At 52.3% G+C, this 25,060-nt stretch carries 19 protein-coding genes; all 19 read left to right on the forward strand.

Going from position 1 to position 25,060, the window contains the following annotated elements; all coding sequences use genetic code 11:
* Positions 1-449: 449 nt before the first annotated feature.
* The 19 genes from GN112_RS24965 to GN112_RS25055 all read left to right on the forward strand — a co-directional run bounded on the left by GN112_RS24965 (position 450) and on the right by GN112_RS25055 (position 25,056).
* A complete protein-coding gene (locus GN112_RS24965) occupies positions 450-3,548 on the forward strand; it encodes a sigma-54 interaction domain-containing protein (protein ID WP_155312669.1) in 3,099 nt (1,032 codons plus the stop codon).
* A 496-nt stretch (positions 3,549-4,044) separates the two neighbouring features.
* A complete protein-coding gene (locus GN112_RS24970) occupies positions 4,045-4,875 on the forward strand; it encodes an electron transfer flavoprotein subunit beta/FixA family protein (RefSeq protein ID WP_155312670.1) in 831 nt (276 codons plus the stop codon).
* 35 nt (positions 4,876-4,910) lie between these two features.
* Complete coding sequence (locus tag GN112_RS24975) at positions 4,911-6,095, forward strand: electron transfer flavoprotein subunit alpha (protein ID WP_155312671.1); 1,185 nt, start codon at positions 4,911-4,913, stop codon at positions 6,093-6,095.
* A 13-nt stretch (positions 6,096-6,108) separates the two neighbouring features.
* A complete protein-coding gene (locus tag GN112_RS24980; RefSeq protein WP_155312672.1) occupies positions 6,109-7,251 on the forward strand; it encodes an acyl-CoA dehydrogenase family protein in 1,143 nt (380 codons plus the stop codon).
* Between the two features lie 2 nt (positions 7,252-7,253).
* Positions 7,254-7,646: a cobalamin B12-binding domain-containing protein gene (locus GN112_RS24985; protein WP_155312673.1), complete on the forward strand. Its 393-nt coding sequence runs from the start codon at positions 7,254-7,256 to the stop codon at positions 7,644-7,646.
* A 26-nt stretch (positions 7,647-7,672) separates the two neighbouring features.
* Positions 7,673-9,301, forward strand: coding sequence for an acyl-CoA mutase large subunit family protein (locus tag GN112_RS24990; protein ID WP_155312674.1), 1,629 nt, complete (start codon positions 7,673-7,675; stop codon positions 9,299-9,301).
* A gap of 26 nt (positions 9,302-9,327) precedes the next feature.
* A complete protein-coding gene (locus tag GN112_RS24995; RefSeq protein ID WP_155312675.1) occupies positions 9,328-11,421 on the forward strand; it encodes a hydantoinase/oxoprolinase family protein in 2,094 nt (697 codons plus the stop codon).
* A 1-nt stretch (position 11,422) separates the two neighbouring features.
* Entirely contained in the window at positions 11,423-13,150 is a 1,728-nt protein-coding gene (locus GN112_RS25000; RefSeq protein WP_155312676.1) for a hydantoinase B/oxoprolinase family protein, read from the forward strand.
* Between the two features lie 41 nt (positions 13,151-13,191).
* Positions 13,192-15,471: a xanthine dehydrogenase family protein molybdopterin-binding subunit gene (locus GN112_RS25005; RefSeq protein ID WP_197743394.1), complete on the forward strand. Its 2,280-nt coding sequence runs from the start codon at positions 13,192-13,194 to the stop codon at positions 15,469-15,471.
* Positions 15,468-16,412, forward strand: a complete 945-nt coding sequence (locus GN112_RS25010; RefSeq protein ID WP_155312677.1) for an FAD binding domain-containing protein — start codon at positions 15,468-15,470, stop codon at positions 16,410-16,412. Before GN112_RS25005 ends, GN112_RS25010 begins: the two co-directional genes overlap by 4 nt.
* On the forward strand, positions 16,412-16,876 hold the full coding sequence (locus GN112_RS25015; protein WP_155312678.1) for a (2Fe-2S)-binding protein: 465 nt from the start codon (positions 16,412-16,414) through the stop codon (positions 16,874-16,876). Before GN112_RS25010 ends, GN112_RS25015 begins: the two co-directional genes overlap by 1 nt.
* Before the next feature lie 37 nt (positions 16,877-16,913).
* Positions 16,914-17,201, forward strand: a complete 288-nt coding sequence (locus tag GN112_RS25020; RefSeq protein WP_155312679.1) for a ubiquitin family protein — start codon at positions 16,914-16,916, stop codon at positions 17,199-17,201.
* Positions 17,202-17,216: 15 nt separating this feature from the next.
* On the forward strand, positions 17,217-17,636 hold the full coding sequence (locus tag GN112_RS25025) for a VOC family protein (RefSeq protein ID WP_155312680.1): 420 nt from the start codon (positions 17,217-17,219) through the stop codon (positions 17,634-17,636).
* Positions 17,637-17,744: 108 nt separating this feature from the next.
* Positions 17,745-18,269 (forward strand): hypothetical protein, encoded by a 525-nt coding sequence (locus GN112_RS25030; RefSeq protein ID WP_155312681.1) that lies wholly within the window; start codon positions 17,745-17,747, stop codon positions 18,267-18,269.
* Between the two features lie 114 nt (positions 18,270-18,383).
* Positions 18,384-19,532 carry a saccharopine dehydrogenase family protein gene (locus GN112_RS25035; protein ID WP_155312682.1) on the forward strand — a complete coding sequence of 383 codons (1,149 nt, stop codon included), beginning with the start codon at positions 18,384-18,386 and terminating at the stop codon, positions 19,530-19,532.
* 15 nt (positions 19,533-19,547) lie between these two features.
* Positions 19,548-20,801, forward strand: a complete 1,254-nt coding sequence (locus GN112_RS25040) for an aspartate aminotransferase family protein (protein WP_174247674.1) — start codon at positions 19,548-19,550, stop codon at positions 20,799-20,801.
* 517 nt (positions 20,802-21,318) lie between these two features.
* Positions 21,319-22,131 carry an alpha/beta fold hydrolase gene (locus GN112_RS25045; RefSeq protein WP_197743395.1) on the forward strand — a complete coding sequence of 271 codons (813 nt, stop codon included), beginning with the start codon at positions 21,319-21,321 and terminating at the stop codon, positions 22,129-22,131.
* A gap of 16 nt (positions 22,132-22,147) precedes the next feature.
* Positions 22,148-22,879, forward strand: a complete 732-nt coding sequence (locus tag GN112_RS25050; RefSeq protein WP_155312683.1) for a maleate cis-trans isomerase family protein — start codon at positions 22,148-22,150, stop codon at positions 22,877-22,879.
* A 113-nt stretch (positions 22,880-22,992) separates the two neighbouring features.
* On the forward strand, positions 22,993-25,056 hold the full coding sequence (locus GN112_RS25055; protein WP_155312684.1) for a hydantoinase/oxoprolinase family protein: 2,064 nt from the start codon (positions 22,993-22,995) through the stop codon (positions 25,054-25,056).
* Positions 25,057-25,060: the final 4 nt, after the last annotated feature.

Here is a 25,060-nt window from a genome sequence, read left to right on the forward strand (position 1 = left end):
GTCGTTTCCCACCTTGGTAGTAATCCTGATCCAGAAATTTAAAAAGCTCTGAAAAAGAACATCCTGCGTGCCGGCATTCGTCGATCGCTACCATAGCATTCAGGATCATGCTTTTGGAAGGCGTTATCGGTCGTCGCGGTATGATTGATAGGGCTTCCTCCCTCTGGCCTTGCTAAAAACATCATATTGGTACGGATAGTCCGCATAAAATAATTGTTATTTATTTTATTATAGGAAGTAATTGTAATTACTGTTAACGTCAATGACGTTTTTGTCTTTTTTGTTGATTTCAAGCCTGTTTTGTCTTATCCATGAAAAAATTGTGGAAAAGCGGAAAAAATTGCGTTTGGCAAGCAGTGTTTTGAACCATGCTATCGACTTCCACGATTGGGTTATTCGAACAAGCGCTATCGTTTGGCTGGCTAGCTGGGTGGGAAAGGAACTGTTGAATGACTACTCTTGATTTTACTGCTGAGCAACTGGAATTCCTATCTGTTTTGGATGCCTTCAATGGGCCGGTACCCATAAATATCGTCGGATCACTATCACCGCTTGCGCCTGGCGAGCTGCTTGACTTGCTGCGCCGTGGAAAAGAAATAAACCTGATTTCTGAACCTGATCAGGATATGTTTGCGCTCACTGAAGAGCTACCGCAAAACTTCATCAATGTGTTTGGCGAAATAAATGATAAAGAAAAAATCGATTCAATCGTTAGACAACTTTCGCAGCTAAACCTATGGGAGGAAATTCCTTTTTCCCAAAAAGCGAATCTTTTGGCTCAATCGGGAAATGAAAAAGAAGCAGGTTTGCTTTTTGCGGAAATTGCCCAAACATCACTTGAAAATAAAAATGAATGTGCTGCTTATGATAATTTGATAAATGTCATCAACATTCTTCCGGCATATCTGGGAGAAAATGTAGTCGATACGGTTTTCGTAAAGGCTTGCCAGCAATTGTGCTACCTTTGTAACTATTTTGGGAGATACGTAAGTATTTTGCCCCGGGTCCTTAAGTTCGCGATTGAAGCTGCGGACCGGTTGGGAGACAAACGATCCAAAGCGATTTTGAATTTTCATCTGGGATTTTACCACTTTACATTCGGAAGGAGCTCGGACGCGCTGCAAAATATTGAGACCGGACGATTGATTGTCGAAGATTTGGGCGATGACGACATGCTGATGCAATCCTCCGGTTTTATGGGACTTTACTACTTTTTCCAAGGCCTCAACAAGGAGGCCTTAGATATGTTCGAAAAGGTGGACTTGAATTTGGGTACCCGAACGGGTTTTCTTTATGGCCCGAATTTTTTGGCATACAGTGCCGCATATTCCGGTCATTTTGACAGAGCGATCGGATGCCTTGATTATTATTATCATCTTGCCCAGCGAATGGGACGTGAGCCGATTGCATCCATCTACAGAGCTTCATTGGGCAAGTTGCTTATTGCTACACACAAATTGGAGGATGCAAAGCATCATCTCCTCGGTGCATTGGAAGCGAATTGTCCATTGGAAAATGAATTCGCAGGGCTTTGCGCCGAGAGCGGTTTGGCATTTTACTATTACCGACATAATAACCTGATAAAGGTATCTGAATATATGGATCGGTTTTATGCCAGGATGATGAAGTCACGGATTACCATATTGTCTTTGACACCGTGGTGGGTCCAAATGGTTTACAATGCAGAAAAACAGGGTTATCAACCGCCTCCCGCTTTTAGCTGTCAGAATTTGATAGAAAATTTGGCAAAAGAAAAAAACATTCATCTTAAGGGAATCTCATTGAGATTAAAAGCCAAATCATTATCATTCGCCGGCAACCAAAAGGAAGCAATAAAGAAACTTCTATATAAAAGTGAAGCCTGTGCCGATGCCGCATCCGACCCCATCCAACTGGGAATAAGCAGGCTGGAAGTCGCCAAGCTGAAGGTCAATGAAGGCGATATCAAGGAAGCTTGCCGGCTGGCCATGCAGGCTCGGTTAAGGCTTTCCGGTCAATGGGAATTTATCTTTCCCGATGACCTGCGGTTTCTCTTGGATAAGTACAACGATCGCGTCAATGAAAATCATTTCGGCGATGGCTTTATAGAGGATTTTATTAACAAGTTAAGCGAATTGCCCTACCATTACAGCATTGATCACGGCTATTCCAACGTTCTTGCCTTTACCAATCGGGCGTTTCGTGCCGAGCGAGGTGCGATATTATGGATGGATTCGATACCAAAAAAAGTGCTCCAACCAAAGGCTTTCAAGAATATGAGCGCTTCCGATCTCCACGCCGAGAGTTTTCGACCGTACATGGCCGCCATCATCCGGTGCCAAAAAGAAAATCGCCCTATTTTGACGAGTCATCATTCCCTTAATAATGGATCCAATACCGATGGCCCTTTATCCGCGCTGTGTCTGCCAGTTTGTATGAATGGCATTTGTAGAGGCGTTTTATATCATGACAACACATATGTCTGTAATTGTTTCGAACAATTAAGCAAAAAAGACTTGGAACAAGTCAGCGTTCACCTGGAACGCTATTTTATAAGATGTTTCGAATTCAACAAGGCCATCCAAGACACAAAGAAAAACGCCGTTCGCGAAGCCGCTGCTCTGACCGAAAATTCAGGGGGTAACGAACTGATTGCTTCTTGCCAACCGATGGTTGAGCTGTTGGATCAGGCCGATAAAGTTGCCCGTACGGACAGCACTGTGCTGATCATGGGTGAGACCGGTGTCGGAAAAGAGGTGCTGGCCAAAAGAATTCATATGATGAGTCCCCGGGCATCCACACCATTTATTACCGTGGATGCGACGACCATCCCGGATAATTTGGTGGAAAGCGAGCTGTTTGGGCATGAAAAAGGGTCTTTCACCGGCGCGGATCGGCAAAAAATCGGTCGCTTGGAACTCGCCGACAAAGGAACGCTATTTATCGATGAGGTGGGCGAACTACCTTTGCCAACGCAGGCCAAACTGCTGCGGGTGCTGCAGGAGAAGACCTTTATCAGAGTCGGGGGGACCTTGCCCCTTGAATCGAATTTCAGATTGGTGGTTGCCACCAACCGTAAACTCGAAGAAGAAGTGAAGAATAAGAGGTTTAGGGAAGATCTGTATTTCCGATTGAACACCGTCCCGTTGATTTTGCCTCCGTTGAGAGAACGCGGCAAGGACATTATTGAACTGGCCAAATATTTTCTAAAACAATTTTCCACCAAATACAAACATGATGATTTACGATTGAGCACAGAGGATGAAAAAAAGCTTCGCCTCTATCACTGGCCCGGTAATATCCGTGAGTTGGAGCATGTTATCGAACGAGCGGTGATTCTTTCAAAAGGAGATAAAATAGAATTAAACATTATGGATACGCCAAAGCCGATTTTCGTTAACGAATCCTCTGAGTTGGTGACCTTGGATGAACTTCAGCGGCGCTATATCCTGCATGTGCTTGTCAAAACCGGAGGAAAAATTTACGGTTCCGGTGGCGCCGCTGAAATCCTAGGCATAAATAGAGGTACCCTTTATTCGAGAATGAAAAAATTGGGGATTAAGATCTAAGGTTGCCGGAAATAAATAATTCCTCCATCCTGCTTGTTTTTGTGCCCGTCTACCGCGTTGCCGGTACCGGCACATATTCAATCCATACCGCGACGACCGATAACGCAGCCCAAAAACATTATCTTGAATGCTATAGTCTATGTGTCATCCCATCCCACCATATGAGAGCTGATTTTCGCCTGCCGTCCTGAAACCATCTCAAAACCTCTTCGCCTGACCGCCAAAACTGTTTAAATACATTCAATTCCTGTGTCGAAATATCAACGGTAACCCGCGCCAACGGCACAAAAATAAAATAATCTAAAGAAAACCAACAGTTATAAAATTAGTTGGAGTGGTATGTGATTTGCTGAAGTTGGAAGTAAATCATTCAGGCACCCATTCCCATGTATGAGAAAAATAATAAGTATTCAAACTATGATTTAACTCACCGGAATCCAAAATGCTTAGATGAAACCATCTACCCATAACCAATAGGATACGAGGCGACCAGGCGATGGAAATTATTGTTTTGGTAAAGCAAGTCCCGGACACCACCAATGTCAAGCTGGATCCAAAAACCGGAAATCTGCTGCGTGAAGGCTTGACGGGTATTATCAATCCGGAAGACCGCCATGCGTTGGAAGCGGCAGTCCATATCAAGGAAACGATGGGCGGCAAGGTAAAGGTTCTATCGATGGGGCCGTCCCAGGCGGTGGATGCATGCACCGAAGCCATCGGCATGGGCGCCGACGAAGCCATCCTGTTGAGCGATAGAGCCTTTGCAGGTGCCGATACGTGGGCTACCGCATTCACCTTGGGAAAAGCCGTTGAGCGAATCGGCAAATTTGATCTGATCCTTTGCGGCAGGCAGGCCATTGATGGCGATACCGCCCAGGTCGGCCCCCAGTTGGCCGATTACCTGGATATTCCACAAGTTACCTATGTACAGGACATTGAAACCATGAATGAGACGTGTACCACCGTCAAGCGCCAGTTGGAAAACGGCTATGAGCGTATTGAATGCCAACTGCCAGCCCTGCTGACGGTCATTGGTACTTTAAACCGGCCCAGGCATGCGCATTTAGGCCGATTAATTGATGCCTGCACGGCAAAGGCACCCATCAAGGTCTTCAATGCCGCGGACATTGGGGTGGTGACTTCGGATGTGGGATTGGAAGGGTCATTGACGCAGGTATCCAAAACATTCACTCCGGATTTCAAACGGCAGGGAAAAATCCTGGACGGACCGAAGGAACAGGCCGTGAGCGAGCTGTTGAAGAACATCTCCAACAGTGATGCCGCTACTGCCTGTAAGGCATTCGCCGCGTCATGTGAGCTCTCATAACCGGGTTCACCCATATTAACCCATGGAGGAAGAAGATGACCGTATGGATCGAGAGCGACCTTTGTGACGGTTGCCGGCGCTGTGTAAGAGCCTGTCCTTATGATGCGATCGCCATCGAAGACGGGAAAGCGAATATTTTAGAGCGTTGCACGAACTGCGGGGCTTGTCTTGCCGAGTGTAAAAACAGGGCCATCCAATCGGACGCGGTTCCCAAAGAGATTCCGGATTTCAGCGATCACGAGGGGGTATGGGTCTACGCGGAACAACGTGATGGTGTTCTCGCCAAGGTAACGCTCGAGCTGCTTGGTATTGCCCAGGAACTGGGCCAGGAACGCAGGCAAAAAGTGAGTGCCGTGCTTATCGGTGATCGGTTGGAAAACTTGACCCATGATCTCATCCGCCATGGAGCGGATCAAGTCTTTCTCGCCGAGGATCCATGCCTGCAGCCCTACCGGACCCTGGCTCACGTGAAGATAATGGAAGACCTCATTAACGAGCACAAACCGGAGATCCTGCTGATCGGTGCCACGCATATTGGCCGGGATCTTGCGCCTCGCCTGTCGCGACGCGTGGGCGTCGGCCTGACTGCCGACTGCACGGCACTCTCCATCGATCCGGAAGAAAAGATACTGCTCCAGACGAGGCCGGCTTTCGGCGGGAATGTGATGGCGACCATTGCCAACCGGTATTCTCGCCCACAGATGGCCACTGTTCGACCCGGCGTGATGGAAGCCAGGACCGACGAAGCCAAAGCAGGCACGATCATCCATTGCGAAGTTCAACTCGATGAGGCGGACATCAAAACCAAAGTTCTGGAAATGTTTGAGGAAAAGAGAAAGCACGCGCCAATCACCGACAGCAAAGTCATTGTCGCCGGGGGAAGAGGCGTGAATGGTGAGGCGGGGTTCCAAATGCTGCGCACGTTGGCGGATCTGCTCGATGGAGAAGTCGCAGGTACGCGAGTTGTCGCCGAACAAGGCTTTGTTCCGGCGGACTGTCAAGTCGGCCAGACCGGCAAGACAGTCAGACCGGAAATTTACATCGCTTGTGGCATTTCCGGTGCGATCCAGCATCGGGCCGGAATGATGAATTCCAGATTTATCATTGCCATCAACAAGGACCCGGACGCACCGATTTTTAAGGTCGCCGATTGGGGAATCATCGGTGATTTGCACGATGTCGTTCCGGAACTTGTCAGACAATTAACCCCGGCGAGCTGAGAGGAGAAAAGAGATGGTAAGATCGAATGCAGAGGAAATGGTAAGACGCACCATTGCCCGATTCGTGGACCAGGAGATCATCCCGGTGGCCGGGGAACTGGATGAAAAAGGAGAACCGCCCAAAGCGCTCTACAAGAAGTTGGCCGATATGGGCGTCATCGGCATTCGCTACCCGAAGAAAGTCGGCGGCTCGGGAGGCAATACGACGCTGTATTGCATCATCATGGAAGAGTTGGCCAGGGGGCTGATGAGCCTGGGGTCCATGGTCGCTATGGAAGGCCTCATGGCCACCAATGGCTTGTACCTTTACGGCAGTGAGAAAATGCATGAAGCGTTTCTGAGACCTGCGCTGCGGGGAGAGAAAATCGGTGCCTTTCAACTCACGGAACCGGAGGCCGGATCTGATCTTGGCGCGGTAAAGACATCGGCTGTCAAGACAGGCGACGGCTGGGTCATCAACGGAATGAAAACCTGGTCCACGAACGGCCCCTTTGCGGATTTTCATACGGTCCTGTGCCAAACCAATCCCAAAAAAGGGCTGCGCGGGCTGATGTTCTTTCTGGTTCCCAGGGATACGCCCGGATTCTCGACCAGCAAGCGGTTCAAGACATTGGGTACGCGTACTTCCGCCCTTTCCGAGATCTATTTCAACAATTGCCATATTCCTGATGAATACCGATTGGGCGAAGAAGGGCGCGGACTGGATGTTTTACTTAAAATCTTATCGGAAATTCGTGCCATGACGGCCGCACTGGCCATTGGATTGCATCGGGCGGCGCTCGATGATTCCATCCGCTATGTCAAGGAAAGGGAGTCGTTTGGCAAGCCCATCGGAAAATATCAGCTGATTCAGTCGAAAATCGCCAAAATGGCCATTGATCTGGAGGCATCGCGGATGATGTTAAAAAATGTCACCTGCTTGATCGACAACAAGGTGCCATGCCTGAACAAGGCAACCATGGCAAAATATTTTAGCGTCGAAGCAGCTTGCAAGGCGAGTGACGAGGCCACCCGAATCTATGCCGGATATGGGTATTCAATGGAATACGCTGTTCAGCGGTACTATCGAGACAATCGCTTCCTGCTTTCCGGCGGCGGCACGCACGAAGTCCTGTTAACGACGATTGCACGTGAAATATTAAGCAAAGGGGTATGACGATGGACCGGAAGAGACTCAGAATATTGGTGGCCAAGCCCGGACTGGACGGCCATGACCGGGGAGCCAAAATCATCTCCCTGGCGCTTCGTGACGCCGGAATGGAAGTGATTTACTCGGGCCTGCATCAAAGCATCGAACAAATCGTATCGACAGCGGTACAGGAAAGTGTGGATATTATCGGCCTAAGCATCATGACCGGCGCCCACCTGAGTATCAGCCAAAACCTGGTCAATAAGCTGTCAGACGAGGGAATTGAGGACATGCGGATCGTTGTGGGAGGCGTGATACCGAAGAACGATATTCAAAAGCTGAAAGCCATGGGTGTCGCCGAAGTATTCCCCAACGGAACCAAGTTCGACCAGATTATCGATGGGTTGAATGCATTGGTCTAACAAGCGTATGGCAAAGCGAGGTTAACATGGGCGTAGCCACCTATATAAAGAATGAGAAAGACAGTATCCAGAAAGTCATCTTGCAATCCGGAATAGAAGTAAAACCGGTTTATACCCCCGAGGATCTGAATAATGTGGGGTTTGACTACCAGACCGACCTTGGGGACCCCGGCGATTTTCCGTTTACGCGCAGCCTCCACCCCCTCGGTTATCGGAGCCGTAACTGGACCACCCGGCAGTACACCGGCTTCGGTACCCCGGAGGAAACCAATCAACGCTTCAAGCTGATGATCGCCAACGGTCAGAATGGTCTCAATGTGGCGTTCGATCTGCCGACCCAAATGGGGCTCGATTCCGACGATCCCCGGGCCGAGGGCGAAGTCGGGCGTGTGGGCATGGCCGTGGATTCCCTGAAGGACTTCGAGACCGCCTTTCACGGCATCGATTTGAAGCGTATCGGCAGCGGCCTGACCATCAATGCCGTGGCCTCCATCATGCTGGCCATGTATCAGGCCGTGGCCGAGAAATACGGCTATAAGAAAAATCAGATTTCGGCCACGCCGCAAAACGACATTCTGAAAGAAGTCGTCGGCCGCGGTGCCTGGATATATCCCGTGGAGCATGGTGTCAGGCTGATCGGCGATACCATCGAATATGGCATGAAGGAGTTGCCCAGATGCAATCCGGTATCGATTTGCGGGTATCATATCAGAGAGTCGGGGGCCAATCCGGCCCAGGAAATCGCTTACGCGTTCCTGATTGCATTTGCCTATGTGGATAATGTGGCCGCCCGCGGGTACCAAGCCGAAGATTTTGTCGGCCGTTTTTCTTTTAATTTGAATATTTACGGAAACCTTTGGGAGACCGTGGCCAAATTCCGTGCTGCCAGGAAACTGTGGGCCAAGCTGCTGCGGGAGCGCTATCATGTCCAAAATAAAAAGTCGCTCTTTCTGCGGGGGCTTTTTGGCGGCGGCGGCTCCGGACTGACCAAGGAGCAGCCCGAAAACAACATCATGCGCGGCGCCTATTATGTACTGGCGGCAGCGCTGGGCGGCGCCCAGACCACGGCCCTGTGTTCCTTCGACGAGGCGTATTCCATTCCCACCGAACGATCGACACTCCTGTCCCTTCGGACCCTTCAAATTCTCATGGATGAGACCGGACTCAGGGATACGGTGGACCCCCTGGCCGGATCCTATTTTATTGAAACCCTCACCAAGCAGATGGAAGATAAAATTCTCTCCGAAATGGCTGAGATCGAAAGTGTTGGCGGAATCGTAAAAGGTATTTCCTCTGGTGAAGTTCAACGCAGAGTCGCCAAACAGGCTTACGAATATGAGAAAAGATTGCAAAACGGAGAGGCCATCAAGGTCGGTGTGAACAAATACATGGAAGGTGTTACCAAGGAAGTTGAATTGCACCAATATGACAATTCGTGGGCCAAGCGGCAGATCGATAACCTGAAAGCGTTAAAGCAAACCCGCAACAACACTGAGGTGGAAAAGACGCTTGGTGCGTTGCGGGGTGCCGCGGAGAATAATGAGAACGTGATGCCGTATCTGGTCGAGTGCTGCAAGGCCTATGCAACCGTGGGAGAAATGGCGGATGTGTTCAGGGACGTTTTTGGTGAATTCGAAGAGCCGAGCTTATTTTAAGATTGATTGAAGGTCTAGGAGGTTAAATGTCAGCTAACTGTTATCGGCTTGGATGCGATATCGGTGGTACATTCACCGATTTCGTGCTCCTTAACGACCAGACAGGAGAACTCTCCGTCCATAAGTGCCTGACCACGCCCAATGATCCATCCGATGCCGTGGAAATCGGTATCCAGGCATTGACCGGCAACGTTCCCGGATGTCTGGAAAAACTCGACGAAATCATTCATGGCACGACCCTGGTCATCAACTCCATCATCGAAAGAAAAGGGGTCAAAACCGGTTTGATCACCACCAAAGGCTTTCGCGACGTGCTCGAACTGGGCCGTGAGAGCCGTTACGCCGTCTATGACGTATTCTGCGAGTACCCCCAACCGCTGGTGCCGCGGCGCTATCGCCTGGAGGTGGACGAGCGCCTCAGGAGCGACGGATCGGTGATCAAGCCGCTGAACCGGGAAGAGGCCCGCGGGGTCGTCCGGGACCTGCTGGCCATGGGCGTCGAATCCATTGCCGTCTGCCTGCTCAATTCCTTTGAGAATCCCAAGCATGAACTGATGTTGCAGGAGATCATCCAGGAAGAGGCGCCGGGGATGTCGGTATCGATCTCCTTCGATGTCCTGCCTCAAATCAAGGAATACGAACGCACGAGCACTACGGTTACCAACGCCTATGTGAAACCCATCACCGAGAAATATCTCGACAAGCTGACCGATCGCCTGGAATCCATCGGGGTAAAGAGCAAGCTGTTCATTATGCTTTCCAGCGGCGGCATCACATCGGTCGAGACCGCGTCCAAATTTCCGGTCCGCATCATCGAGTCCGGTCCCACCGCGGCCGTCATTTCGGGTCAATACTACAGCAAACTCTTCAATATACCGGAGATTTTCTGTTTCGACATGGGGGGGACCACCGCAAAGTCGTGCCTGATCCAGGAAGGCGTTGCGGGGGTCGTACCGACCTTTGAGGTCGGGCGCGTTCAGCGCTTCGCCAAGGGCAGCGGGTTGACCATTCAGGTGCCGGTGGTGGATCTCATGGAGATCGGCGCCGGTGGGGGGTCAATTGCCGGTGTCAGCAAAATGGGGACGTTGCAGGTCGGCCCTGAGAGTGCCGGCGCCGATCCGGGGCCCATCTGCTACGACCAAGGCGGCATGTATCCCTGCGTCACCGACGCCGACCTGCTGCTGGGATACTTGAACCCGGACTATTTTCTCGGCGGCGAGATGGCCCTCAACCTGGATAAGGCGCAAGAGGGAATCAAGACCATGATCGCCGATCCACTGAACGTCTCTTCCATCCAGGCCACCTGGGGCATCCACGATCTGATCAATGAAACCATGGCCGCCGCCGCGAAAACCCATATCGCCGAGAAAGGTGGCAATCCGAAGCTGGTGACCATTGTCGCCTTCGGCGGCGCAGGTCCCGTGCACGCCTATGGCTTGGCCAAAAAGCTGGGTGCCCCGCGCCTGATCATTCCGCCCAATGCGGGGGTTGGCTCGGCGATGGGGTTTTTCACGGCGCCACGCGCATTTGATCTCGTCCGCAGTCACAAGGTCAGCCTGGAAGGTGCCGACTTTGCTGAAATCGAATCGATTTTCAAGTCCATGGAGGCCGAGGGACTCAAAACCGTCATGAAAACAGGAGGCGGAGAGGACGTCACCTTTGAACGGTCCATCGACGTCAGATTCGTGGGGCAGGGCTCCGAAACCAATATCGACGTACCGTCAACGGATTTCACCCGTCTGAACATGGCTGACATCCGCGAGCGGTACGACAACATTTATGAAAAACTCTTTGGGCGAACCTATCCGGACTCTCCCGTGGAATTTATCAATTTCAAGGTGCGCGCCAGTCTTCCCGCCCGGTTGTTGACACTCCAGGAAAGGGACTTTTCGCACAATTCCCTTGGGGGGGCGAGGAAAGGCAGCCGTCCGGCCTTCTCTGAAATTGCCGGGGATTTCGTTCATTACACAGTGTACGACCGTTACCTGTTACCGGCCGATGTCAGTTTCAAAGGACCTGCCATCATAGAGGAAAAAGAATCCACAGTCATTGTCGGCGAAGATGCGTCGGTATCCATGGACCGCTACGGGTTTTTGTGGATCGATCTGGAGGATGAATAAAATGAAACGGAAATTCGATCCGATTACCCTGGAAATCCTATGGCGGCGGCTGATCTCCATCGTGGACGAGGCCGATGGTTCCGTGGCCAGAACGGCATTTTCCAGCTTGTTGCGGGACGCCCATGATTACACGTGCATGTTTACCGACCGGCGGGGAAGGGAACTGGCCCAGGGTTCATTTGTTACCCCCGGCCAATCCGGGGCCATGGCCATCGGCGTAAGAAAACTGGTTTCCGGACTGGATGAATCCAGCTTGCATCCGGGTGACATCTTCATCACCAACGATCCCTGGGCCCTGGCCGGCCATTTGAATGACGTCTGCGTGCTGTCTCCCATCTTCCATCAAAAAAAGCTGGTGGCTTATACGGCATGCGTGTTTCACCATTCGGACATCGGTGGCCGGGTCTCTTCGGACAACCATGATGTCTTTGAGGACGGGCTGTTTATCCCCTTCGTGAAACTCTACCAGGCGGGCGAGCTGAACGAGGCCGTGCTGGAAATGATTCGCTGGAATGTCCGCACACCGGATGAGGTCATCGGTGATATCCGGTCCCAGATTTCCGCCAATCATGTATGCGCCGAGAAAATCTGCCGCATGCTGGAAGAGTACAACATGGATTGCCTCGACGATCTGGCCGACGAGATCATCGATCGCACGGAAAAAAGCATGCGCCTATCCATCAGTCAGGTGCCTAGCGGGGTTTACCGTGCCGAGGGAATCATCGAGCAGATGGACGGGCGTGAGGATCTGGTGGTCAAGGCCGCGGTGACGGTGGACAATGGAAACATCACCGTCGATTTGGATGGTTCCTCAGGCCAGGTGGACTGGGGCGGCAACGTCGTCTACAATTTTACCTACGCCTATGTCTTCATGGCCTTGAAAAGCATGTTCGATCCGGAACTGCCCAACAATCACGGGTGTTCCCGGCCCATTGTGCTCAAGGCACCGGTGGGCAGCATCGTCAATTGCAAGTTCCCGGTGGCCGTGGCGGCCCGAATGCAGATCGGTCACTTTGTCACGGAAATCATTTATCGCGCCATGGCCCAGGTGCTGCCCGACCGGGTCGTTGCCGCCTCGGGCGGGACCCCGGCGGCCATGAATATCTTCTACGGCAAACGAGGCGACGGCCAGCCCTTCCATTCGGTGATCATCCGCGGCGGCGGCATGGGTGCCAGCGAAGACGCGGATGGTCCGCATGTCTATATCTTTCCCGCCAACGGGGCCAATACACCCGTTGAGATTTTCGAGAGCGACACACCGATTATCGTTGAGCAGAGAAGCGTGATTGCCGATTCCGGCGGGCCGGGCAAGCAGCGCGGTGGGTTGGGAAAGGTAGAGGTGTTCCGCATTCCCGACGACGCGTATGCCCCATCCGGTCCCGTGAACCTGGGTATCCAGGCGGGACGTTTTCGCTATCCGCCGCATGGATTGGCCGATGGCCAATATGGTCAGCTGGCGCAATTTTCCGTAAATGGCAATCCGGGAAATCCCTACGGTCTGACGCAACTGGTACCCGGCGATGTCATCACCATGGACGCCGCTGGAGGCGGTGGGTATGGCCCGCCTTTGGAGCGGGACATCGAGTTGGTGGCAAATGATGTTTTAGATGGCTATGTGAGTCTTCATAATGCCAAAACAATTTATGGCGTAATCATCGACCCGGCGACCATGGCGGTCGATATGGAGGCAACGCTCTCATACCGCGCAACCCAACGGAAGATACCATAAAATGAAACCCATCAATCACGGTAACCCATAAGGAGAACGCTGTGGCGACCAACCAGAATATTATCGGAAAAAGAGTTATCCGAAGCGATTCTTTGGCCAAGGTCACGGGTACGGCAGATTACACCGCCGACTTGAAGATGCCCAACATGCTGGTGGCGAAAGTGCTGCGCAGCCCGCATGCCCACGCCAGGATCAACAGTATCGACGTCAGCGAAGCATTGAAGATGCCGGGGGTGAAAGCCGCCATCAGCGGTTTTGACGGCTATGGAATCAAATGGGGGGTCTTCCGCTACACCCAGGACCATGACATGCTTCCCACGGACAAGGTCCGCTATATCGGCGAGGACGTGGCCGCGGTCGCTGCCGTTGATGAGCAAACGGCCATCGAGGCACTCTCCCGCATCAAAGTGGACTATGAACTCCTGCCGGCCGTTTACGATCCCATCGAGGCCATGCAGGACGGCGCGCCGCTGATCCATGACCAGTACAAGAACAACATCAACATCCACGTGAATATCGAGGAGGGAGAAGTCGACAAGGCCATGGAGCGTGCCTTCCTCGTCCGGGAAGACACGTTCAAATCCGCCGGCGAAGCCTACGCCATGATGGAGCCGTACGCGGTCGTCGCATCTTACAAGAATGGCTACCTTGACCTGTGGATGCCCAATGCCGGGCCCCACGTCCGCGCCAAAGCGATCGCCAACCTGCTCAAGATGCCCCTGAACAAGGTGCGCGTACGTCACATCAACTCCGGCGGTGCCTTTGGCGGCCGATCGGAGGTGGCCCCTGGAGATCTCGTGGCATCGCTTTTGGCCATAAAGAGCGGCAAACCGGTCAAGCTCGTTCTTTCCCGCGAGGAGAACGCCACCAGCACGAGACAGATCCACGACATGATCGCAACCATCAAAACGGGAATGGCAAAGGACGGCACCATCGTCGCCAAGGACTATCGGGTGATCTATGACGGTGGCGCCTACAGCTCCACAGGCCCCATCGCCACCTCGATTCCCTATTATGTGTACGAGGAATGCTACCGTTTGCCCAATGTCCGCTACAACGGCTACCGGATCATCACCAATAAAGGCATCCGGGGAATGTACGGTTGCCATGGAAGAGCCTTCATGGGCGGTAATGAGGCCCAGATGGATCTGATGGCCAAAGAACTCGGCATGGATCCCGTGGAGATACGCCTCAAGAACGGCCTCACGGCCGGTGAAATGACCGCCACGAAATCCAAAATCACCAGCTGTGGCCTGAAAGAGACCATCAACATCACCTCGGAGAAAACGGACTTCAAGAAACGATGGGACCGGACACAGAGTCCCAAAGGCATCGGGATGGGGTGCATCGCCATCATGTGCGGCTTTCCCATGGGTTTTCGTTCCCTGTCGACCTGTTATCTCAAGATCAATGATGACGGCTATGTGACGCTCGTGACCGGCGTGGTGGACAACGGGCAGGGAAACGAATCCATGGTGATCCAGGCCGCCTCCGAGATCCTCGGTGTGCCCATGGAGGACATCAACCTCGTGAACGCCGACACGGAAGTCACCAACCTCGATCCGGGCGCCTATTCCCAAGCGGCGGCCTTTGTGAGCACCAACGCGGTGAAGGTGGCCTGCGAGAACGCCCGCCAGCAGATTGCCACGATTGCAGCTGAAAAGCTGGGGGTCCCCGAGACGGACATCGCGCTAAAGGATCGGCTCGTCTATTCCTTGGACAACCCCGAAAAGAAGATGCCCCTCCGATGGGTCGTGCGCGAGGCTTTTGCCAGGGCGACACCGATCGCTGCCACAGGCACGTTTTTCCCCAATATCGATCTGAAACGGGAGTGGATATCAAGACCTTGGGGCCAGATGGCGGGAACCTTCTCCTATGCCACATCCGTGGCCGAGGTCTCCATCGATCCGGAAACCGGAGAAGTCACGGTTCCCCATTTCACGGCCGCCCACGATTGCGGGCGGGCCATCAATCCCATGGCCGTCGAAGGGCAAATGGAAGGCTCCGTCCAACAGGCGGGAATGGCGGCCATCACCGAGGGCAACCTGTGGGACGGCGGCCACCTGCTGAATCCGGATCTCTTGGACTATAAAATCCCGCTGGCCTGTGACATGCCGGAAATCGATGCCATCATCGTGGAATCCATTGATCCGGCGGGGCCGTTCGGAGCCAAGGAAGGCGGTATTGCCATCCGTATGAACGCCTACAGTGCCATTGCCTGTGCGGTAACGCAGGCCACGGGCACGCTTTTCAAGGAATTTCCCCTGACGCCGGACAAGGTTTTGGAACTGGTAGAAAACGGGAAGGAGGAAAAAAGATGATCCTGCCTGATTTTGAGTATAGGAAAGCCGAGACGGTTGCCGATGCCATCGGCCTTTACAATGAATTCAACGGGAAGGTGAGTTATCTGGCCGGTGGTACCGATCTGATGCCCCTGCTCAAGTATCGGTTGTCGACACCGGCGGCGGTCATCGACCTCAAGGGCATCATTGATCTCAGCGCCGTCACCGCTCAGGACGGATGGGTGACCATCGGAGCCAATGTCACGCTCTTTGCCCTCAAACAGAATCAAACCATACAGGACTATTTCCCGGTCCTTTACCAGTCGCTGGAAGCCACGGCCTGTGAAACCCTTCAGATGCGGGGGACCATCGGCGGCAATCTTCTCCAGGATACCCGCTGCATTGAGTACAACAAATCCAATGACTGGCGGGTTGCCCGAGGCTTTTGTCTGAAGATGGGCGGCAAGACATGCAATGTGGTGCCCGGCGCCCGGGTCTGTCTGTCCAACTATTGCAGCGATAACGCGTTGTCATTGATTTCACTGTCGGCGACGGTGAGAATCGAGGGGCCTAAGGGCGAACGATCCATACCGCTGGAAAAAATCTTCAGCGGCAAGGGCGGCAAGCCCTTTGCTCTCGAACCCGGAGAGATTCTCACCCACATCCGCATTCCCATGGACAAGTCCAAAGGCGCATATGAAAAATTGCGGGTCCGAAAATCCATCGACTATCCCCTGGTGGCGGTGGCGGCCTGTGTAAAAGGAGACCATGCCCGGATCTGTGTGGGCGGCATCGGGCCGGCGCCCCTGGTCTATGACCTGACGGGCTTGGATGCAGATCGTATCGTCGATGCGTCCCGCGGTACCTATGCCGACGCAAAGGCGGTGAGAAATACCACGCTTTCCCCTGAATACCGGAAGAGAATGGCGGGGGTATTGTTTCGAAAAGCAGTCAATCGAGCGCTGAAGGAGGAAGAATAATGGAAACGGTGACCGTTACCTTGAAAATAAATAATGAGACCACCACACTCCAGGTGAAACCCAACGAGACGCTCCTTGAAACCCTTCGCGAACGGCTCGATCTTACCGGGGCCAAAGAGTCCTGCGGCATGGGTGCCTGCGGTGCCTGCACCGTGGAGGTGAACGGCATGCCGCTGCGGTCATGCATTGCGCTGACCGCAGAAATGGATGGCGCCGAGATAAACACCATTGAGGGGTTGGGAGAAGAAAAAAAGCTTCATCCGCTTCAGGAATCATTTATGGAAGAAGGTGCCGTTCAGTGCGGCTTTTGCACCTCCGGGATGATCATGACGGCCAAAACGCTTCTGGACAGAAACGCTGCGCCCACCAAGGAAGAGATCATCAAGGCGCTCTCTTCCAATGTCTGCCGGTGTACCGGATACAAAAAAATCGTCACGGCCGTCGAGCAGGCGGCCACCAAGTAACGATGATGGCCAAGGGCCGCGGACGGGAGGATGACAGGTGAAAATAACCGTCGATTCAAATCTTCGAATCCGAAATTCGTTTGAGCCGCCCCTGCAGCTGGAACTGGAGGGGCGTGAACAGGGGTTGCAGGATGTTTTGCAAAAGCTGACCGATATGCACCCACCCTTGAAGTTCATCGATCAGGGGGAGATGGGAGACGACCTGCACCACCTCTACCTGAATGGAGAGAGCCACTTTTCGTTTTCGGAAGGATTGAAGAAAAAGATCAAGGATGGCGACACCATCCGGGTCGAAGCCTATCTGGAACCCCTGGACGGGCACTAAGGAGAAAAATAAGCCATGAAGTTTGAAAAGATCGACCATCTCTGTTTTGCGGTAAAAAGCCTTGCTCAGACCAAGAAAGTTTACGAGGACGATTTTGGTATTGTTCCGGACTATGAATACGAGGCACCGTCGGAAAAGGTCAGGGTCGCGCGGTACTGCATCGGTGAGGTGGGTGTGGAATTCATGGAAGCCACCGCCCCTGACAGCGAAGTGGCGACCTTTATCGAAGAAAAAGGCGAAGGCTTTTTTCTCATCTCCTACAAGGTGGATGACCTTGACAAGGCAATGGACGAACTTAAGGCCAAATCCGTGTCGCTCATCGACAGCCGTCCGCGTGAGCTTTGCGGAAACCGATACGCGTTCGTCCACCACCCGCGCGAACTGAACGGTGTGTTGACCGAGCTTCTGGACGGAGAATTTGACGTGAACACGTAAGCGTACCTGTTAACATACAAAAAGAAAAAAGGGATTATGCCTCTTCAGTTTGAATCCATTACCCATGGGGTGATCGCCTTCGGTTTTTTTAACATCGAAAGTGACCTCTTGCTGCTCGAAAACAACTTTATTTTTGCCGATGAGTTTTGCAGAAATATCATCGCGCTCACCGAGAACCTATCAGAAAAAGGCTTCAGCGACCGCTGGAATGTCTGGCAGATCGAGAAGGGACCGGAAATGGGAGATCTAATGGGTGCCATGCATGGCATCCACCGTTCGGGCTTCTTTGGCGCATTGTATCAGAAATATCCGTTTCCAAGACGAAAGATGGATTTCAAGCAAAAAACCGAAGGTTGGAAAACACAGGCTGAGGTAAAAGCAATTCTCCAGGACTATGGTCGCTTGACAGTCCTGCCGGTTCATGTGGAACCGGTCGAAGAAAGGGTACACATCGGCGACTATGCCTTTACCAAAAGGGTTTTCCAGGCACTGATCAACTATGTCTGGGAAGGGGGATATCCAAAATGGAAAGACGGCAAGCGGCCCGAGTATGTAACGGAAATGGCGGAATGCATAAAAGAGAAAAAGTTGTCGTTGTTTTCAGATGCGCTTTTGAAAGGATATAGTGTTTAAGATAATGTTTTTGGCAAGGCCAGAGGGAGGAATCTGTATAATGATTACCGCGACGACCGATAACGCGGCCCAAAAGCATTATCTTGAATACTATAGTAAATAAGGAGGAAAAGAATGCGAGTATTAATTCTCGGTGGGGTCGGCAATATGGGGCAGGGTGTTGCAAGGGATCTGGTCAAACAGAAACCGGTCACTCACATCGTCTTGACAAGCTTGCATCCGGATCCTGCACGGCTTTCCGCCAAGTTAAGAGAAAATGAGAAGACATCGATGATCAAGATGGATGTCAATGATCACGAGGGTATGGTCAACGCCTTCAAGGACGTAGATGTGGTCGTCAATGCGGCCGGGCCCTTTTATAAAACGGCCGTTCCGGTGGCCACGGCCGCCGTTGAGGCACGCGTCAATTACATCGATATCTGCGATGATTATGAAGGCACACAGATTCTGTTCGACTCAGAAATCGATCAGATGGCCAAAGACGCCGGTATTACCGTGCTGACCGGAATGGGAAGCGATCCGGGAACCAACAATATACTTGTGAAATGGTATGCGGACAGGCTCGACACGGTAGAAGCCATCTACCTTTACTGGGTGGTCAGCGTAGCGGAACTCCAGGGCGCGGCCTGGGATCACAGCCTGCATATGACGCTCGGTAAAATTCCGCAGTATATCGATGGAAAACTGGTGCACGTCGAAGGCGGAGCCGGTGTGGTCGAAGAGCAGTTTCTGGAGCCTCTGGGCACTTGCCATCTTCGCTATGTGGGGCACCCGCAGCCCTTAACCCTTCCAAAATATATCAAGGGCGTTAAAAATGTCATTATCAAAGGCGCGTTGATCCCCTCCTGGGTGGATGAAATGATTAAAGAACAGAAAGAAACCGGTTTTTTGGGGACCGAGCCGATTGATGTGAAGGGCACCCAAATCACACCCTACGACCTTGCACTGAAACTCTGGGAAAAAATTCCCGAAGGAAGAGATAACGGTCCCCAGTCCTCGGGGCTGAAAGTCATCGTTAAAGGCGATCGGGGCGGGAAAAAGGTGACCTATACGGCCGATATGGTCGGCAGGATGGCGCCGGGCACCGGCATTCCGGCTTCCATCGCCGCGTTGATGATGGCTGCCGGCGATGTGACGGCCAAAGGTGTGGTGGCGCCGGAAGGCTGCATCGATCCCGACAAATTTTTAGGTGCTTTTTTAAGCCGAGGCGCCCGCATTCATCAGACCGAACACATCGCGTCCATGTTTGAACTTAATAGTTAATGGAGACCCCCTTTTATGAAATTGGCTGAGAAATTAAATATCAGTAACAGTCAGGCCTTGTTCGAAGAAGCCCTTACGCTCATTCCGGGCGGTGTGCTCGGGGCCAGAAAGCCTACTGACTTTATTGATGGCGAATACCCGATTTTTTTGGAAAGCGGAAACGGTTGCCGGTTGATGGATGTGGACGGCAATGAGTATATCGATTTTTTATGCGGCTACGGCCCGATTATTTTGGGATACCGGGAACCGGAAATCGACGATGCCGTCTATGCGCAAATCCGGGATAAGGGCTTCTGTTTTACGCTCAGCCAGAAATATCAGAATCTTCTGGCCAAAAAGCTCAAGGAACTCGTGCCGTCTTCGGAGATGAGCATTTTTCTGAAGACCGGATCGGACGCCACGACCGCCGCGATTCGTATTGCCCGGGCGCATACCAACAAGCTCAAGGTGATGCGCTGCGGATATCATGGCTGGCATGATTGGTGTGTAGAAATGAAAGGAGGAATCCCCGCTAAATTCTATGAAGATGTATTTGAGTTCCAATACAACCGATTGGATCAACTTGAAGCGTTGATGGCCGTCCACGGCCAGGATACGGCGGCGATCATCATGACGCCTTTCGGCCATCCCAATCACCAGAAAATGCAGACGCCCGCTCCAGGATTTCTTGAGGGTGTCCGCGACCTGGCGGACCGGTACGGTGCCGTACTGGTTTACGACGAGATTCGCACGGGGTTCCGGTTGTCCATGGGGGGGGCGCAAAAGCGCTACGGGGTGACACCGGACTTAAGTGTCTTGGGCAAGGCGATCGCCAATGGATACCCGATTTCGGTGGTGACCGGAAAACAAGAGGTCATGATGGCGGCGGCGCACAAGCTGTTCATTTCCTCAACCTTTTTCCCGAACAGCGAAGCATTTGTCGCCGCACTCAAGACCATAGAAATTCTAGAGCGCGACCATGTGCTGGAAGATATCTGGGAAAAGGGTGAGAAATTCATGGCGGCCATTCAGGCCCTGATGGATAAGCATCAGGTGGGCGCCGAACTGACCGGTGTCGCCCCCATGTTTTACATTACCTTTGAAAAGGATGACGCCGGGGCGTACAAAAATAAGCGCAACGATTTTTATACGCAGTTGATTCGAAAAGGTTTCTTTTTCACCCCCCACCATCATGCCTATATTTCCTATCGACACACGCAGGCGGATCTTGATTTGGCTTTGACTGCCATTGATGAGTCGTTGGTTTTCGTCAAGGAAAAATACAGCTGACACCGCTAGTTCCTGCCCGGAGAGCTTTAAACCGGGCAGGAGCAATATAATTACAGAGATCCGTTTAAGCTACACTTTAGAAACTTTTCCATAGAGAACCGCCTGCCTTCATAATTCCCATTGAAATCACCGGGTCTAAATCCTGCCGAAATCATCTTTTTCAATTCATTGAAAACCTTGGCATGGCTCTTTGCCGAGCTGTCATATAGATATGTATAATAATTTAAATAAGATAGGTCGTGTTGTACAAATACGGACAGAAGACTGCCGACATATCAGCAATTATCCTTTGTGGGAAAAGGAAATTTAAAAAGAAGTATAATAACAGTAGGTAATAAAGTTCTGTGACGCGGCATGGAGCTTGCTACTTCATGAAGTGACGATATTGTAATGAGGGTTTTAATTCATGAATTTAGCCAATGAATATAGAATGAATATCCTTTAATAGAACACGCGTATTTCAAATCGAGGCCGGGCAACGATAGGCATATCGAAATTAACCCAAGAAATCCTATTCATGAAAATGGGAGCAATGATGGCGCAACAAATGATTCTTCGCGGATTTGTAAACACACCCAAGGGGCAGATTCATTACGCCGAAGCGGGGCAAGGCGAACCTGTCCTTTTACTTCATCAGACTCCGCGGTCATGGACCGAGTACCGTGAAGTACTGCCTATTTTGGGGCAGCGATACCGGGCCATCGCCATGGACACGGTTGGTTTTGGAGATTCTTATCGAACTTCGGAAAAGGCCAGCATCGAACATTATGCCGCAGGGGTGATCGATTTTCTGGATGCCATGGAAATCAAACGGACCTCCCTGGTGGGGCACCACACCGGCGGGGCCATCGCGGTGGAACTGGCAGCCACTTGGCCGCAACGGGTCAACAAGCTGATTCTGTCTTCCTGCCCATATACGGATGAGGAGGATCGGGAAATACGAAAAACCCGACCGCCGATTGACGACGTTGCCTTCTCGCCCGACGGCTCCCATCTCATTGAACTCTGGAATAAGCGGAGGGCGTTTTATCCGCAAGACCGCCCCGATCTGATAGCGAGTTTTGTGTTGGATGCCTTAACGGTGCTGGATCGGATTGAGGAAGGACACAATGCGGTGAACAGATACAAGATGGAGGAAAAAACCCGATTGATAACGGCGCCCACGCTGATTATGACCGGGACCGAGGACCCGGCGTCCTATCCCCGTATGGAACCGCTTTCCAAAGCGATCCGGGGAAGCGTTTCCGTAGAAGTAAAAGGGGGCATGGTGCCGATGCCGGAGCAGATGCCTGAAGTCTTTTCACAATGTGTAATCGATTTCCTGGGATGAAAGGGGGCTTTGGCTTATGTATGGATCAAGAGCGCGAATCGGACTGATTGTCCCTTCCAGCAACACGGTTTGTGAACCTGAAATGGCAAGGCTGGCACCGGACAACGTGGCGGTCTATGCGTCACGGATCCTTTTTACACCCACCATCGAAGGGCTCAAGGATATGAAGAACCACGTCCATCGGTCCGCAAAGGAGCTTTCATCCGAAGGTATCTGTCAACTGATCGCATTTTGCTGCACTGTCGGGAGCATGATCGGCGGCGCGGGGTACGACGGGGACCTCGCCAGGATGATCCATGAGGCCTCATCCACAGTATCCGTTACAACGACGACAGCGGTAAAAGCAGCCCTTTCCAGCCTCAACGTGAAGCGTGTGGCCATGGCCACCCCTTATACGCGCCAGACCAATGAAATTGAAAAAAAAATAATGCAAATCATGGGGTACGAGGTTACGGACATTGTTGGCTACCATGACCATCTTGAACCGGAAGCATTAGAAAACGATATGATCGGAAGGCTGCAGCCGGAAGAAGCCTACAAACTCGCCAAAGCGGTCAACGGGTCCATAAATGAGGCCATATTCATAAGCTGTACCAATTTCCGGGCGATCGAAATCATCGATCAGCTGGAACAGGAAACCGGCAAGCCCGTTATCACCAGCAACCAGGTAACCATGTGGCACAGCCTGCGTTCCCTGGGCATCATGGATTCCCTGGAGGGTTATGGCAGGCTTTTTAGGGAAAATTAGACGGAAAGATCATGGCTGCTCCTGGTGAAGGGCGATTGCATTGCTTGAGAACCATGTGATGGACTGCATACAAGAATTTATTCATTCGGTTAGGACGTGGAAGGGTAAAGACGATGAGGATCGGTATTGATGTAGGTGGAACATTTACGGACGTCGTATTAGTCGACAATCGAACAGGTATTTTTCAGTATACAAAAACCCCGACGACCCATTTTGATTTGGCGGAAGGTGTTCTCACCGGCCTGAGAGACATCCTGAAAATGGCCAACGTTCCCATTGGTGATGTGGATTACATCATTCACGGTACCACCATTGGTACCAATGCCATTGTGGAGGGAGGCGGTGCCCGTGTGGGCCTTATCACGACCAAAGGGTTTGAAGACGTATTGGAAATCAGACGTGTCGCAAGGCCCAAGGAGGCGGCCTTTGATTTTGGCGCGGACAATCCCCCGCCTCTGATTCCCCGGTTTTTACGAAAGGGGGTCACGGAACGGATCGACAGCCAGGGGAACGTTACGGTGCCACTCGTAGAAGAAGACGTCAGGGCGGTGTGTGCTTATTTTCGGGAGCAACAGGTGGATGCCCTGGTGGTATCCCTGCTCTTCTCTTTCCTGAACCCCGCCCATGAAAAAAAGATTGCCGAGATCAGCAGGGAGATCCTGGACGGCATTCCGGTATCCCTGTCTTCAGAGATCTGTCCGGAATTTCGTGAATACGAAAGAACCTGTACCACCGTGATGAACGGATATCTCGGGCCGGTTATCCGGGATTACATGAACAATCTTACCAAACGGCTTTCCAGTGAGTTCGGAGAACTGACGCTGCATATCATGCAGAGCAACGGTGGCACCATGACCGCCGAGGCGGCCAAGGATCATTCCTCCCATCTTATCAACTCGGGTCCTGCCGGCGGTGCGATCGCAGCGGCGTTCGTGAGCCGCTTGACCGGAAACGAGATGGCGGTCGGCGCGGACATGGGAGGGACGACGTTTGATATTTCGATCATCGACCACAACCTCCCCAAAACCACCACATGGGGCGGTGTTACGAACTATCCCATCAAGCTTCCCATGGTGGACCTCAAGACCATCGGCGCGGGAGGGGGGAGTATTGCCTGGGTGGATGAGGGGGGTGTCCTCAATGTCGGCCCCAAGAGTGCGGGATCGGACCCGGGCCCGGCCGGTTATGGCTGGGGCGGAACACTGCCGACCGTATCCGATGCCAACCTTGTACTGGGCCGGCTGAACCCAAAGTATTTCCTGGGCGGCAAACTTCCCCTTTATCCTGAAAAGGCAAGGGCTGCCATTGAGGCGTATGTGGCCCGACCCATGAACCTGAGTGTGGAAGAGGCCGCAGCGGGAATCATTCGTATTGTCAACGCCAACATGGCCAAGGGCATCAGCGGCAACTCCGTTGAAAGGGGGTATGACCTCAGGGAGTTCGCCTTGATTACCATGGGCGGGGCGGCCGCCCTGCATGCAGCGGAAATTGCCAGGGATTTAAGTATGGCCCGGGTCATTGTCCCCGCCATGAGCGGGAATTTTTCGGCCGTGGGCATGGTGGTGGCCGATATCCAGCATGACTATGTGCGCACCTATGCCTCGAAGCGCCGGAATATCGATCCTAAAAATCTGCTGGATCAGTTCAAGGATATGGAGGCCGAGGGGAAAAAACAGCTTAAAGAAGAGAACGTGACGGAAGACCGTATTGAAATCACCTGGTCCGCGGATTTGAGATATGAGGGGCAGTCGTGGGAACTGAATACGCCCATCTCAACTTCCGAAAACCTGACAGAACAGGATATTTCAAAGATCGTTAATGATTTTCATGCGCTTCATCAACAGGTCTACTCCTATTCCGAGCCTGAAGCGGTGGTGGAATTCATCAATCTCCGTGTGAGGATGAAAGGCAAGAACCCCCCGCTTTCCCTGACGCATGAATCCAAACAAGGGTTGTCTGTTGAAGATAGCAAAAAGGTCATGCGACCGGTCTACTTCGAGGGCAAGGGGTGGGAGGAGGTCCCGGTGTATGAACGGGAGTTGCTGCCTGCAGGTGCCGCTGTCCGCGGTCCTTGCATCATCGAGGAGACCATTTCCACGGCCCTTGTTCCGCATGGATTCACAGGCAGCATCGATGGTTACCGGAACCTTATCATAGAGCAGGAAAATCGAGGATAGTTTA

It is taken from the genome of Desulfosarcina ovata subsp. ovata (assembly GCF_009689005.1).
In the GTDB taxonomy this organism is placed as follows: Bacteria; Desulfobacterota; Desulfobacteria; order Desulfobacterales; family Desulfosarcinaceae; genus Desulfosarcina; species Desulfosarcina ovata.

Excerpts from the sequence above, each read along its gene's own strand:
- GN112_RS24985 (WP_155312673.1), top strand. The coding sequence starts at position 7,254 with ATGGACCGGAAGAGACTCAGAATATTGGTGGCCAAGCCCGGACTGGAC.
- GN112_RS25045 (WP_197743395.1), top strand. The coding sequence starts at position 21,319 with ATGAAAATGGGAGCAATGATGGCGCAACAAATGATTCTTCGCGGATTT.
- GN112_RS25040 (WP_174247674.1), top strand. The coding sequence starts at position 19,548 with ATGAAATTGGCTGAGAAATTAAATATCAGTAACAGTCAGGCCTTGTTC.
- GN112_RS25055 (WP_155312684.1), top strand. The coding sequence starts at position 22,993 with ATGAGGATCGGTATTGATGTAGGTGGAACATTTACGGACGTCGTATTA.
- GN112_RS24965 (WP_155312669.1), top strand. The coding sequence starts at position 450 with ATGACTACTCTTGATTTTACTGCTGAGCAACTGGAATTCCTATCTGTT.
- GN112_RS25035 (WP_155312682.1), top strand. The coding sequence starts at position 18,384 with ATGCGAGTATTAATTCTCGGTGGGGTCGGCAATATGGGGCAGGGTGTT.
- GN112_RS25000 (WP_155312676.1), top strand. The coding sequence starts at position 11,423 with ATGAAACGGAAATTCGATCCGATTACCCTGGAAATCCTATGGCGGCGG.
- GN112_RS24980 (WP_155312672.1), top strand. The coding sequence starts at position 6,109 with ATGGTAAGATCGAATGCAGAGGAAATGGTAAGACGCACCATTGCCCGA.
- GN112_RS24975 (WP_155312671.1), top strand. The coding sequence starts at position 4,911 with ATGACCGTATGGATCGAGAGCGACCTTTGTGACGGTTGCCGGCGCTGT.
- GN112_RS25050 (WP_155312683.1), top strand. The coding sequence starts at position 22,148 with ATGTATGGATCAAGAGCGCGAATCGGACTGATTGTCCCTTCCAGCAAC.
- GN112_RS24970 (WP_155312670.1), top strand. The coding sequence starts at position 4,045 with ATGGAAATTATTGTTTTGGTAAAGCAAGTCCCGGACACCACCAATGTC.
- GN112_RS25025 (WP_155312680.1), top strand. The coding sequence starts at position 17,217 with ATGAAGTTTGAAAAGATCGACCATCTCTGTTTTGCGGTAAAAAGCCTT.
- GN112_RS25015 (WP_155312678.1), top strand. The coding sequence starts at position 16,412 with ATGGAAACGGTGACCGTTACCTTGAAAATAAATAATGAGACCACCACA.
- GN112_RS25010 (WP_155312677.1), top strand. The coding sequence starts at position 15,468 with ATGATCCTGCCTGATTTTGAGTATAGGAAAGCCGAGACGGTTGCCGAT.
- GN112_RS24995 (WP_155312675.1), top strand. The coding sequence starts at position 9,328 with ATGTCAGCTAACTGTTATCGGCTTGGATGCGATATCGGTGGTACATTC.
- GN112_RS24990 (WP_155312674.1), top strand. The coding sequence starts at position 7,673 with ATGGGCGTAGCCACCTATATAAAGAATGAGAAAGACAGTATCCAGAAA.